13 protein-coding genes are annotated in these 13,035 nt (G+C 68.7%); 6 read left to right on the forward strand and 7 right to left on the reverse strand.

Annotated elements, in window-relative coordinates; translation table 11 throughout:
- Window positions 1-5: 5 nt before the first annotated feature.
- The 3 genes from bluB to H289_RS0113060 all read right to left on the reverse strand — a co-directional run bounded on the left by bluB (window position 6) and on the right by H289_RS0113060 (window position 2,211).
- Entirely contained in the window at window positions 6-665 is a 660-nt protein-coding gene (gene bluB / locus H289_RS0113050) for a 5,6-dimethylbenzimidazole synthase (RefSeq protein ID WP_020101244.1), read from the reverse strand.
- A 19-nt stretch (window positions 666-684) separates the two neighbouring features.
- Window positions 685-1,152 (reverse strand): hypothetical protein, encoded by a 468-nt coding sequence (locus tag H289_RS0113055; protein ID WP_020101245.1) that lies wholly within the window; start codon window positions 1,150-1,152, stop codon window positions 685-687.
- A gap of 141 nt (window positions 1,153-1,293) precedes the next feature.
- On the reverse strand, window positions 1,294-2,211 hold the full coding sequence (locus H289_RS0113060) for a 1,4-dihydroxy-2-naphthoyl-CoA synthase (protein WP_020101246.1): 918 nt from the start codon (window positions 2,209-2,211) through the stop codon (window positions 1,294-1,296).
- A 101-nt stretch (window positions 2,212-2,312) separates the two neighbouring features.
- Here H289_RS0113060 and H289_RS0113065 point away from each other — a divergent pair, with 101 nt between their 5' ends.
- The gene (locus H289_RS0113065) at window positions 2,313-2,588 is read left to right on the forward strand and encodes a hypothetical protein (protein ID WP_029105169.1); all 276 of its coding nucleotides are present in this window, start codon (window positions 2,313-2,315) and stop codon (window positions 2,586-2,588) included.
- A gap of 73 nt (window positions 2,589-2,661) precedes the next feature.
- Here H289_RS0113065 and H289_RS0113070 read toward each other — a convergent pair whose 3' ends face one another.
- Window positions 2,662-3,114: a nitroreductase family deazaflavin-dependent oxidoreductase gene (locus H289_RS0113070; RefSeq protein WP_020101248.1), complete on the reverse strand. Its 453-nt coding sequence runs from the start codon at window positions 3,112-3,114 to the stop codon at window positions 2,662-2,664.
- A 70-nt stretch (window positions 3,115-3,184) separates the two neighbouring features.
- Between H289_RS0113070 and H289_RS0113075 the strand changes: the two genes are divergently transcribed.
- Entirely contained in the window at window positions 3,185-3,913 is a 729-nt protein-coding gene (locus tag H289_RS0113075) for a hypothetical protein (protein ID WP_141772267.1), read from the forward strand.
- Here the strand turns inward: H289_RS0113075 and H289_RS0113080 are convergent, their stop codons facing one another.
- Window positions 3,914-5,182, reverse strand: coding sequence for a CynX/NimT family MFS transporter (locus tag H289_RS0113080; protein WP_020101250.1), 1,269 nt, complete (start codon window positions 5,180-5,182; stop codon window positions 3,914-3,916).
- Between the two features lie 47 nt (window positions 5,183-5,229).
- On the opposite strand from H289_RS0113080, the gene H289_RS0113085 reads away from it, so the two are divergent.
- Entirely contained in the window at window positions 5,230-5,901 is a 672-nt protein-coding gene (locus H289_RS0113085; RefSeq protein ID WP_020101251.1) for a FadR/GntR family transcriptional regulator, read from the forward strand.
- Window positions 5,902-6,302: 401 nt separating this feature from the next.
- Here the strand turns inward: H289_RS0113085 and fadD8 are convergent, their stop codons facing one another.
- Window positions 6,303-7,904 carry a fatty-acid--CoA ligase FadD8 gene (gene fadD8, locus H289_RS0113090; protein WP_020101252.1) on the reverse strand — a complete coding sequence of 534 codons (1,602 nt, stop codon included), beginning with the start codon at window positions 7,902-7,904 and terminating at the stop codon, window positions 6,303-6,305.
- A gap of 61 nt (window positions 7,905-7,965) precedes the next feature.
- On the opposite strand from fadD8, the gene H289_RS0113095 reads away from it, so the two are divergent.
- From H289_RS0113095 to H289_RS0113105, 3 genes are read left to right on the forward strand one after another with little or no spacing between them, the layout of a single operon-like run.
- Window positions 7,966-9,576 carry an amidohydrolase gene (locus H289_RS0113095; protein WP_020101253.1) on the forward strand — a complete coding sequence of 537 codons (1,611 nt, stop codon included), beginning with the start codon at window positions 7,966-7,968 and terminating at the stop codon, window positions 9,574-9,576.
- A gap of 29 nt (window positions 9,577-9,605) precedes the next feature.
- Window positions 9,606-11,180, forward strand: coding sequence for a long-chain-fatty-acid--CoA ligase (locus H289_RS0113100; RefSeq protein WP_020101254.1), 1,575 nt, complete (start codon window positions 9,606-9,608; stop codon window positions 11,178-11,180).
- A gap of 14 nt (window positions 11,181-11,194) precedes the next feature.
- A complete protein-coding gene (locus tag H289_RS0113105; RefSeq protein WP_020101255.1) occupies window positions 11,195-12,178 on the forward strand; it encodes an o-succinylbenzoate synthase in 984 nt (327 codons plus the stop codon).
- On the opposite strand, the gene H289_RS0113110 is transcribed toward H289_RS0113105, so the two are convergent.
- Entirely contained in the window at window positions 12,171-12,980 is an 810-nt protein-coding gene (locus tag H289_RS0113110; protein WP_020101256.1) for a class I SAM-dependent methyltransferase, read from the reverse strand. The genes H289_RS0113105 and H289_RS0113110 overlap by 8 nt on opposite strands.
- Window positions 12,981-13,035: the final 55 nt, after the last annotated feature.

Raw genomic sequence — 13,035 nt, forward strand, 5'->3', positions numbered from 1 at the left:
GGGCGTCAGCTCGCTCCGGTGACAGGCCAGGCGTTGGTGTACACGAGTTCGTCGAGCGGGCGCGCCGTCGTCCAGCCGACGATCTCGAGTTCGGGACGGTCGGGGAACTCCGGTACCGGACCGACGCACAGCACCGCAATCGGGTCGGCACCCTCGGGCATACCCAGCAGGGCGGCCAGCTCGGCCGGGTCGAACAGCGAAACCCAGCCCAGTCCAAGGCCTTCCGCGCGGGCCGCCAGCCACATGTTCTGAATGGCGCAGGACACCGACGCCAGGTCCATGTAGGGCATGGTGCGGCGGCCGAAGATGTGGCGTTCGCGATCGTCACCGAGGGCCACCACGAAGAGCTCGGCGCAGTCGCCGATGCCCTCGACCTTCAGCGCCAGGAACTCCGCCTCGCGCGGTCCGAGGGCCTCGCCGGTCTGGATGCGCTCGGCATCGACGAGCTTCTTGATCGCCGTGCGGACGGCCGGGTCGGTGATGCGCAGGAAGCGCCACGGCTGCATCAGCCCGACACTCGGCGCCGTGTGCGCGGCCTCCAGGATGCGGCGCAGAACCTCTTCGGGCACTGTGGAATTCGGTGTGAAGTGCCGCATGTCCCGACGCTCGGACATGACGCGGTAGACGGCTGCGCGTTCGGCGTCGGAGTAACTCGGCTCGCTCACCCCGGGAGGCTAACAGGGATCAGCGGGATCCGATCGCGTCTGAGTGACGACGGTGGAACCGGCGCGGTGGCTGCTCGACGGGCTTGGTTCGTTTGGGGAAGGCGAACCACGCCGCGAGCGCCACGTTGTAGCCGGTGAGGATCGCGTACAGCACGGTGTCACGCGAGTCGAAACCCAGAGGTCCCGGGCTGTGACTCGAGGTTGCCACCACACACACCGCCGTCACGATGAACCAGCCGACGGCGGCGATGCGGTTGAACAGCGCCGCGCTGCGGCCGAACGCGGCGAAGACGGTCAGCACGCCGACGACGAGCAGCAGCGAGCAGTGCAGCGGCGTCACCCGCAGCCACATGATCGGCGCCCCGGCGGCACCGAAATGCGGGTTCGCCATGGACCAGGCCAGGCCGGCGCCGCCGAAGACGCCCAGCGCGAAACCCTCGACCCCCAGCGCCCACTGGCCGATTCGCGCTCGCGTCCCGACGTCCACGCCCCAAGTGTGACGCGCGGTGCCCGCCGTCGACGCGCGCCTAAGCGGATACACAGCGCACTCATGGGAAAGCACACAGCGGGCTGTCGTCCGTATGACGGACAGGACCGTGGCAGGACCGCGGCAGGACCCCGGCGAACCTCAGAAGTAGCGCGGGAACTCGCTCCAGTCCGGGTCGCGCTTCTGCAGGAACGCGTCCCGGCCCTCGACGGCTTCGTCGGTCATGTAGGCCAGCCGGGTGGCCTCGCCGGCGAAGATCTGCTGGCCCACCAGGCCGTCGTCGAGCAGGTTGAACGCGAACTTCAGCATGCGGATGGCCTGCGGCGACTTGCCGTTGATCTCGGTGGCCCATTGCAGCGCAACGGTTTCCAGGTCCTTGTGGTCCACGACCTCGTTGACGGCGCCCATCTTGTGCATGGTCTCGGCGTCGTAGGCGCGGCCCAGGAAGAAGATCTCGCGGGCGAATTTCTGCCCGGTCTGCCGCGCCAGGTACGCGCTGCCGTAGCCGCCGTCGAAGCTGCCGACGTCGGCGTCGGTCTGCTTGAAGCGGGCGTGTTCGCGGCTGGCCAGGGTCAGGTCGCAGACCACGTGCAGGCTGTGGCCGCCGCCGGCCGCCCAGCCGTTGACGAGGCAGATCACGGGCTTGGGCATGAACCGGATGAGCCGCTGCACCTCGAGGATGTGCAGCCGCCCGGCGCGGGCCGGGTCGACGGACTCGGCGGTCTCGCCGGACGCGTACTGGTAACCGCTGCGGCCGCGGATGCGCTGGTCGCCACCGGAGCAGAACGCCCAGCCGCCGTCCTTCGGCGACGGTCCGTTGCCGGTGAGCAGGATGACGCCGACGTCGGGGCTCATCCGGGCGTGGTCGAGGGCGCGGTACAGCTCGTCGACGGTGTGCGGCCGGAAGGCGTTGCGAACCTCGGGCCGGTCGAAGGCGATCCGGACCGTCGGCTGCGGCTTACCGTCGCGCACGTGGCGGTGGTAGGTGATGTCGGTGAGTTCACCGAGGTCGGTCACCGGCTGCCAGAGCTGCGGGTCAAACGGATTGTCTGCGTTCACGCCTCGACCTTAGAGCCGACGGTGTTTGGCCCGCGCCACCCCGGGGTACTAGATCGGACACAAACAGCGGCCGTTCGCGGCCCGAATACAGGAGGACCTTGATGAAGCGGTCAGCAGGCGTGGTGGTGTCGAGTGTCATTGCCGGACTGATGCTGGTCGGATGCTCGCCGGCCGTGCAGGGCGGCGACACCAAGTGCAAGGACTTCGTCGGCGCCGACGAGAAGACGCAGAACGAAGCGGTCAACAAGATGATCAAGGACCGCAAGGGCGCCGATCCGTCGTCGCTGGAGGTGTCGGGGACGCGCGCGTCGGCGCTGGCCTGGTGTCAGACGGTCGGCCAGCAGGACGCCCCGATCAAGAACGCGCCGCACATCTAGCCGGCTACCGAGCGTGGGGGCTGACGCGGAAATTCGTCCAGAATTTCGCGTCAGCCCCCACGCTCGTCGGTGTCTAGACGGGGTCGAACCGGAACACTGCGCAGCGGCCGGCGAGCGCTTCGAATTCGTCGGGGTTGGGCCCGGTCACGAGGCCGGCGTTCTTCATGAAGCCGACGCCCGTCGGCACCAGGATCGGGAACTGCCGCAACAGCGGGCGGGCCTCTTCGGCGGGTACCTCGAACAGCCGGACCTCTTCGTGGTGCCGGCCCTGAGTGACGGTCGCGGTGGCGGCGGCACGCGCGTTGCGTACCCAGTCGGCGTTCGGGAACCCGCCCACCACGTAGCGGCGGCCGTCGACCTCGAACGGGGTGATGGGCGTCGACCGCGGTTCACCGGACTTGCGGCCGGGCACGGTCAGCACCACGGGGCCCTTGATCGGGACCACCCGCATGACCGCCATCATCACCTTGTTCATGGGCTTGAGCCACCAGGGTGGCTTGAGATTCGCGTCGCTGTCCGGGGCCATGACCCGAGGCTAGACGAGGCGCCGAAACCGCGCTGGCGTGCTATGTTCGCCCAGCTGAAGGAGGGTTTCGATGTCGAATCAGTGGCCCCCCGGGCAATTCGGGCCTGGGCAGTTCGGACCCGGCCAACCACCGGGTCAACCGTATGGGCCCAACCCGTACGGCGCTCCCGGTGTGCCGCCGAACGTGCCCTATCCGCAGTACCCGCAGCCGCAGTACCCCCAGCCCGCGGGTTACGGCGCACCCATGCCCGCCGGACCCGCCGGCCCGTCCGGCGTCACGGCGATCATCGCCGCGGTGCTCAGCATGCTCGGCGCCGTGTCGACGGCGTTCCAGGCGTTCTCCAGCTGGTACGCGGTCGCGACGCTCGGCGCGTTGACCAGTTCCTACGCGAGCGAAGTGAAATCCAGCCTGATGAGCCTGACCACCGGCATGGCGTTCGTGCAGACGGTCGTGGCGATCGCGCTGCTCGTCGGCGGCGTGCTGCTGATTCTCGGGCGTGGGGTGGGCCGCTGGATCGTCATGGGCGGTTGCACCGTCGTGGTGCTGTCGAACGTCATCGGTGTGTTCGCCGCACTCACGATCCTCAAGCGGCTCGACACGACGCTCGGTGGTGGCTACGAAGGACTGCCGGGGATGGCGGGCGTATCGGTGTTGAGCGCCGCGATACCGATCGTGTTCGCGGTCGCCACCGGCGTGCTGGCCGCGCTGAATTCGACGCAGCAGTGGTGCCGGTGGAAGAGCGGGCAGGCGGCGCCCGTCGCTCCCACCGGCTACCCGGGCTATCCGCCGCAGTACTAGCTAGACGTAGCGGTTGCGTCCGGCGAACCAGCCGGCCGTCAACTGCACCGCGTAGACGGTGAAGAACAACACGAACGGGACGTGCCAGTCGCCGGACATGTCGTGCAGCAGCCCGAACAGGAACGGGCCGGTGCTGGCGAACAGGTAGCCGAAGCCCTGCGCCATCCCCGAGAGCTGTGCGGTGTCCTCGGCGTTGCGGGCGCGCAGCGCGATGATGGTCAGCGCCAGCGAGAACGCGCTCAACCCGATGCCGATCATCGTGCTCCACAGCACCGGAGCTGCCATCGGCGCGATCAGCAGGCCGATGGTGCCGGATACACCCAGTACACCGAGGCCGACGTTCCACAGGCTCTGGTGTGTCGTGCGGGCGGCCAGCGGCGAGATCAGGAGCGCGATCGGGACGCCGATCAGGGACATCACCCCGGACATCACGCCGGCACTGGTCTTGTCCATGCCGTTGTCGATGAAAATCTGTGGGAGCCAACCCATCATGACGTAGGCCAGGAACGACTGGCTGCCCATGTAGACCGTCACGGTCCATGCGAGCGGGTTGCGCAACAGCGAGCGGCGTCTGGTGGCCTGTGCCGCGGTGGCGGCCCAGTCGGTGCGGTGGCGCCGGGCCGCGGGGACCCACAGCAGCAGCGCGGCCAGCGCGAGGGCCGACCAGATGGCCAGCGACGGACGCCAGCCGCCGACGCTCTGTTCGACGGCCGGGGTGACCGCGGCACCGAAGGCGCCGCCGGCCTGCAGTGCGCTGGTGTAGATGCCCGTCATCAGGCCGACGCGGGCGGGGAACGAACTCTTGATGACCACCGGGATCAGCACGTTCGCCAGCGCGATGCCCGACGAGGCGAGCAGGGTGGCGCCGAGCATGAGGCCGCCGTCGCCGAACGGTCGCACCATCAGTCCGACGGCCAGTGCCAGCAGTGCGAGCGTGACGGTCCGGCCCAGGCCGAGTCGTTTGGACAGCAATGGCGCGGTGGCGCCGGCGGCCGAGAAGCACAGCACGGGCAGGGTGGTCAGGATGCCGGCCCAGACCGATGACACCCCGAGTGCGGTGCGCATCTCGCCGAGCAGGGGAGCGACGCTGGTGACCGACGGCCGCAGATTCAGCGCGGTGACGACGACGGCGAGGGCCAGCAGGACGCCGCTGGCGAGACGCGTGTTCGGGCTTGCCGGGATGTCGGTGATCTCGATGGCACCATCGAGCTCGAGTGCCAATTCATCTTCGTAACGGGCGTGTGGGGTTCCGTTCACGGCAGCACTCATCCTGCTAGGATGCCATACATCCTATGATTGGTTGAAAGGATGATTGCGTGGCGCTGAACACAGCCCGCCGGGCCGGCTTGGTCGAGCAGGTCATCGAACAGCTCCGGGGCTCGGTCGCGGACGGGGAATGGCCCGTTGGACATCGCATCCCGAACGAGACCGATCTCGTCGAAGCCCTCGGGGTCGGCCGCAACACCGTGCGCGAGGCCGTGCGGGCACTGGCACACGCCGGCTTGTTCGAGGTGCGGCAGGGCGACGGCACGTACGTCCGCGCCACCAGTGAGGTGTCAGGTGCGCTGCGTCGGCTGTGCAGCGACGAGCTGCGCGATGTGCTGCAGGTGCGCCGCGGGCTGGAAGTGGAAGGCGCGCGCCTCGCCGCCACCAACCGGACCGACGACGACCTCGCCACCCTGCGCCGGCTGCTGGACGGCCGCGACGATGAGCAGCGCGCGGGTCATCACGACGAATTCGTCCACGCCGACACCGAATTCCACTGTGCCGTCATGCGCGCGTCGGGCAACACTATGCTCATCGACCTGTACCTCGGGCTCATCGAGGTCATCACCGCGAGCGTGTCCGTCATGAACGAGACGCCGGTCGAGACCGAGTTCGAGGACCATCACCGGCTGCTCGACCGCATCGTCGCCGCCGACCCGGACGGCGCGGCCGCCGCGGCAGCGGTGCTCTTCGACCGCCTCCTGGCGGGATTGCCCACCTAGCGCGAGCAATCCCCGCAAGCGGGCGGAACCCCGTGGGTGGGTTGTGCTGAGGATTGGTGCCAGTCTCGGGGAGTAATCCTCAGCGTAGTTGCATGGGTGATGCCCTGTGGCCCTCGTGGCGCAAACCATCGGGTAAACGGCGCCCGCAGTTCAAGGATCAACTGCAACAGCCGCTTAACCCTCGGATCCCAGTCACCAGGTGACTGGGATCCGAGGGTTAAGCCAGTCGAGTTCGTTCAGGCGGACATCGGCGACGGGAAGCGCAGAATCGCCCGGCAGCCCATCCACCCATGGACGCGTCGTCGGCTGACAACCGACGCGACGGCCGGTAGGCGACCCACGGAAAACGTTGGTAGAGCGCCTTTTCCGCCGGAAACGACAGTTTTACGTCTCGGTAGGGGCTAGCCGACAGAGCGTTCCGAGCCCGCCCAGAACTGCGCCCGGACAGCCTTCTTGTCGGGCTTGCCGAGGGCCGTCACCGGCACGGCGTCGGCGATGACGACCTGCTTCGGCGACTGCACCGAGCCCTTGCGTTCCTTGACCGCGGCCTGAATCTCGGCCGTCATCTTCGCGATGGCCTCCTCGGAGCGGTCGGCGTCGGGACGCAGCACGACGACGGCCGTCACCGCCTCGCCCCACTTCTCGTCCGGGGTGCCGACGACGCAGACCTGAGCGATCGAAGGATGTTCGGCGACAACGTCTTCCACCTCGCGCGGGAAGACGTTGAAGCCGCCGGTGACGATCATGTCCTTGGTCCGGTCGACGATGAACCAGAACCCGTCCTCGTCCTCGCGGGCCAGGTCGCCGGTGTGCATCCAGCCGTCCTTGAACGTGTCGGCGGTGGCCTCCGGCAGGTTCCAGTAGCCACCCGACAGCAGCGGGCCCGACACGCAGATCTCGCCGACCTCGCCCTGCTTGACGGGTTGGCCGTCGTCGCCGAGGAGCGCGGTCCGCGCGAACAGCGTCGGCCGGCCGCAGGACGTCAGCCGCTTCTCGTCGTGCTCGCCCTTGGCCAGGTAGGTGATGACCATGGGGGCCTCGGACTGGCCGTAGTACTGCGCGAAGATCGGGCCGAACCGGCGGATGGCCTCGGCGAGGCGCACCGGGTTCATGGCGGAGGCGCCGTAGTAGACGGTCTCCAGTGACGACAGGTCGCGCGTGTGCGAATCGGGGTGATCCATCAGCGCGTAGATCATCGACGGCACGAGCATCGTCGCGGTGATCTTCTGCTCCTCGATGACCCGCAGTACCTCGGCGGGGTCGAACTTCTTGAGCACGATCAGCTCGCCGCCCTTGACGATGGTCGGGGTGAAGAACGCGGCGCCGGCATGCGACAGGGGAGTGCACATCAGGAAGCGGGGATGCTCGGGCCACTCCCATTCGGCCAGCTGGATGGTCGTCATGGTGCTGATGGACTGCGTCGTGCCGATGACGCCCTTGGGCTTGCCGGTGGTGCCACCGGTGTAGGTCAGTCCGCCGACGTGATCAGGCGCCAGGTCGGCGGCCTTCAGCGGCTGTGGCTCGTACTTCGCGGCTTCGGCGGCCAGGTCGATGGCCGAGCCGATCAGCTCGTCCGGCACCGGGCCGATGGTCAGGATCTGCTTGAGCGACGGGACCTTCTCGAGCAGGCCGATGGCCCGTTCCACGAACGCCTCGGTGGGGTCGATGATCAGGGTCGTGACGCCGGCGTCGGTCAGGACGTAGGCGTGATCGTCCAGCGAGCCGAGAGGGTGTAGTGCGGTGCGCCGGTAGCCCTGGGTCTGGCTGGCGCCGATGATCATCAGCACCTCGGGCCGGTTGAGGGACAGCAGGCCGCTGCTGGCGCCCGAGCCGGCGCCGAGCGCCTCGAAGGCCTGAATGTACTGGCTGATGCGGTCGGCGAGCTGGCCGCCGGTCAGTGTGGTGTCGCCGAGGAACAGGACCGGCTTGTCTTTGTTGCGCTTGAGGGCGCCCACCGTCAAGTGCCCGGAATGCAGGGGATGGCGCAGCAGCTCGTCACTCATAACCTAAGACTAGAACGTGTTCTAGTCCGTAGGTCAAGCCCTGCGGTCTAGCATCCACCTCATGGCCAGCCCTGCCGACCTCGTCATCGCCGGAAACATCGTGACCGTCGACCCCGGCCGACCCACCGCCGAGGCGCTCGCCGTCACCGACGGCCGGATCGTGGCCATCGGATCGCGCGACGACGTGCAGCCGTGGATCGGTGCCGACACCGAGGTCCGGGAGGTCGCCGGGTGCGTACTGCCCGGGTTCGTCGAGGCGCACGGCCACCCGCTGATGGAGGCCGTGGTGCTCGGCGGCCGCATCGTCGACATCCGGCCGGTGACGATGCCGAACGCCGACGACGTCGTCGCCGCGATCCATGCCGAGGTCGCCGCCCGCGGCGCCGATGGCGCCTACCTGAACGGCTGGGACCCGCTGCTGCAACAGGGGCTGCCCGAGCTGACCCTGGCCTGGCTGAACGCGGCGGCACCCGACACCCCGCTGGTGATCGTGCACAACTCCGGACACAAGGCGTACTTCAATTCTGCCGCCGCGGCGAAATCCGGCCTGACCCGCGACACCCCGGACCCGCACGGCGCCAAGTACGGCCGCGACGCCGACGGTGAGCTCGACGGCACCGCAGTGGAGACCGCCGCCGTCTTCCCGCTCGTGACGGGCGTGATGTCGCCGACCGACTATCCGGCGTTGCTGCTCGCCGAATGCGCGCGGCTGAACCAGGCCGGTCTGACGACGTGCTCGGAGATGGCGTTCGACCCGATGTTCCGGCCGGTCCTGGAGCAGATGCGCGACAAGCTCACGGTGCGGCTGCGCACCTACGAGATGTCCACCGCGGCGCTGCACACCGACGCGTCGCCCGACAACGGCGACGACATGGTCCGGCAGGCCGGCATCAAGATCTGGGTCGACGGGTCCCCGTGGGTCGGCAACATCGACCTGACGTTCCCGTACCTGGACACCGAGGCCACCCGCACCATCGGCGTCGTGCCCGGGTCATGCGGCCACGCCAACTACACCCGCGAGCAGCTCGCCGAGATCGTCGGCACCTTCTTCCCGCAGGGCTGGCAGATGGCCTGTCACGTGCACGGCGACCACGGCGTCGACACCATCCTCGATGTGTATGAAGAAGCGCTGCAACGCTGGCCGCGCGACGATCACCGGCTGCGGCTCGAGCACGTCGGCGCCATCACGCCGGCGCAGCTGCAGCGCGCCCATGATCTCGGCGTCACGTGCAGCGTGTTCGTCGACCAGCTCCATTACTGGGGCGACGTCATCGTCGACGGTCTCTTCGGCCCGGAAAAGGGCGACGTGTGGATGCCGGCCGGGTCCGCGGTCGCGACCGGCATGCGGATCTCGCTGCACAACGACCCGCCCGTGACGCCCGAGGAGCCGCTGCGCAACATCAGCGTCGCGGCCACCCGGACCGCCCCCAGCGGACGCGTGCTGGCGCCGCAGGAACGGCTGACCGTCGACCAGGCGATCCGGGCGCAGACCATCGACGCGGCCTGGCAGCTGTTCTCCGACGACGTCATCGGTTCGCTGGAAGTCGGCAAGTACGCAGACTTGGTGGTGCTGTCCGGCGATCCGCGCACGGTGCCACCGGAAGACGTCGCTGACCTGGAAGTCCTCGCGACTTACCTGGCAGGACAACAGGTTCACGCCAAAGCCGACTGAGCGCGCGGCAGACGTGGCAGGCTCAGCACATGACTGAACTGTCGGCACCCCGATTCCTCGATGAACGTGTTGCCCACTGGGCCGCGACCAAGCCAGACGACGAAGCGATCACCTACCTGGGCCGGACCTGGACGTGGTCGCAGTGGAACGACCGGATCCGCCGCCTCGCCGGTGCGCTGCAGGCCTGGGGCATCAAACGCGGGGACGTCGTGGCGTTCCTGGACAAGAACCACCCGGCGTGTGTCGAGCTGACGCTGGCCGCGGCGTCGCTGGGCGCCGCCAACGCCATCATCAACTTCCGGCTGGCCGCCGACGAGCTGGACTTCGTGCTGAACGACTGCGGCGCAAAGGTTCTCATCGTCGGCGCCGAACTGCGGCCGTCGGTCGATGCCATCACGGACAAGCTGACGGCCGTCGAGCACATCGTCAGCGTGACCCCCGAGGGCGGCGACGGCGACGAGTACGAGGCGCTGCTCGCCGGTGCGACCGCGGTGGACCGGTCGCCCGACGTCCAGCCCGACGACGTCAGCATCATCATGTACTCCTCGGGCACGACGGGCCGCCCGAAGGGCGTCGCGCTCACGCAGGCCAACATGATCGCGCACACCATCAACGCCTTCGAGGGCTGGACGGCGGAAGCCGGTGACAAGAACCTGGTGGCGATGCCGCTGTTCCACGTCGGCGGTTCGTCCTACGTGCAGTACGGGTTGCACAACGGCGTGCCGAGCTACATGACGCGCGACGCCGACGGTGCGTCGCTCGCCGGCGGCATCCTGAACGGTGCCAACCGCACGTTCCTCGTGCCGGCGGTGCTGGCCAAGGTGCTCGAGTCCGGTCCGGACGCGGTGAAGTTGTTCAGCGCGCTGAAGACGTACGCCTACGGCGCCTCGCCGATGCCGCTGCCGCTGCTGCGCCAGGCCTTGACGGCGTGGCCCGAGACCGAGTTCATCCAGGTGTACGGCCTGACCGAGGTCTGCGGCGTCGTCAGCCGGCTGATGCCCGAGGACCACCGCGCCGACAACGAGGAGCGACTGGTCAGCGCCGGCGTGCTGATTCCACAAGCCGAGGTCCGCGTGGTGAACCCGGAGACCCTGGACGACGCGCCCGCTGGTGAACAGGGCGAATTGTGGTTCCGCACACCGACATTGATGAAGGAATACCTGAACCGGCCCGACGCGACGGCCGAGGCCATCACGGCCGACGGCTGGTTCCGCACCGGCGACATCGGCCGCGTCGACGCCGACGGCTACATCTTCGTCGAGGACCGGCTCAAGGACATGATCATCTCCGGCGGCGAGAACATCTACTCCATCGAGGTGGAGCGGGTGCTCGCCGAGCACCCGGCGGTGTCCGAGGTCGCGATCATCGGCGTGCCCGACGAGAAGTGGGGCGAGTCGGTGAAAGCCGTTGTGACGCTCGAGGGTTCGGGAGACGGGGTGTCGGATGCCGACCTCATCGCCTTCGCCCGCGAACGCCTCGCCGCCTACAAGTGTCCGAAGACCATCGACTTCGTCGACGACATGCCGCGCAACCCCACCGGCAAGATCCTCAAGAAGGAACTCCGCAAGCCGTACTGGGACGGTCGGGACCGCGCCACCGTGTGAGGCACGATGGAGGGGTGCTACCCGCTCCGCCCACACTCGACGAACTGCTCGAGCGCCTGTACGTCGTCTCACTGCCGATGCGGGTCCGGTTCCGTGGCATCGACGTTCGTGAAGTCGCGCTGATCGAAGGGCCGTGTGGCTGGGGTGAATTCGGCGCGTTCGTCGAGTACGGCGCGGCGGAGGCGGCGCACTGGCTCGCGTCCGGCATCGAGGCGGCCTACCGGCCGTCACCGGCGCCGGTGCGCGACCGCATCCCGATCAACGCCACCGTGCCCGCCGTCGACGCGGCGCGGGTGCCCGAGGTGCTGGCCCGCTTCCCGGGTGCCCGGACCGCCAAGGTAAAGGTGGCCGAACCGGGGCAGACGCTGGCCGACGATGTGGCCCGCGTCGAGGCCGTCCGTGCCCTGGTGCCGGTGGTGCGGGTGGACGCCAACGGCGGCTGGACCGTCGAGGAAGCGGCGGCGGCGGCGCGGGCCCTGACCGCATCCGGACCCCTCGAGTACCTGGAGCAGCCGTGCGCGACGGTGCCCGAACTCGCCGAACTGCGGCGCCTCGTCGACGTGCCGGTGGCGGCCGACGAGTCCATCCGCAAGGCCTCCGACCCGTTGCGCGTCGTACGCGAGCGCGCGGCTGACATCGCGGTGGTCAAGGTGGCGCCGCTGGGCGGGGTCTCCCGGTTGCTGGACGTGGCCGCGCAGATCGACATCCCGATCGTGGTGTCGAGTGCCTTGGATTCCGCGGTCGGTATGACGCGCGGGCTACTCGCCGCCGGCTGCCTGCCGACACTGCGGCATGCCTGTGGGCTGGGCACCGGAGGGTTGTTCGTCGACGACGTCGCGGACGTGGCACCGCCGGTCGACGGGTTCCTGCCCGTCGGCCCGGTGGCGCCGGACCCGGCCCGGTTGGCCGGCCTGGCGGCCGACCCCGCGCGCCGGGACTGGTGGATCGAGCGCGTCCGCGCGTGCTACCCGCTGCTGGGGTCGTTGTCCGTCAACTGAATTCGACGAGCGTCACCGGTGCGCGGAATCGCGCCAGTGCCGGCAAGCGGTAGGACTGCCGGGTGACCCACGGCACGAGCGTGCCGCGGCCGGCCGGGTAGCGCAGTTCGCGTACCGCGCGGACTCCGGGGATGACCTGCAACCGTGGGTACTGGTCGGCGGTGAACCAGAAGGGCATCGCGGGTGCGGTGTAGTTCGCACTGAGCCGGAAGCCGCGGCGCTGTGAATACGCGCTCAGGAACCGCGGCACGCTGTCAAAGGCCAACTGCCCGTGGGGAAACCGTTCGGCACAGGCGGCGATGAGGCTGAAGACGACGTCCTCGGTCAGATACTGGAACAGGCCTTCGGCGGTGATCAGCACACCGTCGGTAGCGTCGACGGCGTCCAACCAGGAGTGGTCCAGCGCGGACTGCGCGCGATGGCCCAGCCGCTCGGACGCCGGGAGCAACTGCTGCCGGAGTGCGATGATCGGCGCCAAATCGACTGACAACCAGGTCATTTCACCGTTGTCCACGCGCCAGAAGCTGGTCTGCAGACCCTCCGCCAATGCCACGACGGTCGCGCGCGGGTGGACGGCCAGATAGTCGCGGGTGACATCGTCGAACACGAGGGCCCGCAGCGCGGTGGCCTGATGGGTGCGGCCGAAATCCTGGTAGTCGTAGTCGAGGCCGTCGCGCAGCGTGATCGCCATCGGGTCGTCGATGATGCCGTCGGGGCGGGCGGCCTCGGTGGCGCGCTGGTGCAAGGTGAGGAGCGCGGTTTCGGATACGCCGTCGAGATGACGGGCGTCGATGACTGACATGGCCCCACCGTACGTCCGGCGATCACGTGGGCAGCACCGGCCCCGGGAACGGCAT

It is taken from the genome of Mycobacterium sp. 360MFTsu5.1 (assembly GCF_000383495.1).
Classification (GTDB): Bacteria; Actinomycetota; Actinomycetes; order Mycobacteriales; family Mycobacteriaceae; genus Mycobacterium; species Mycobacterium mucogenicum_B.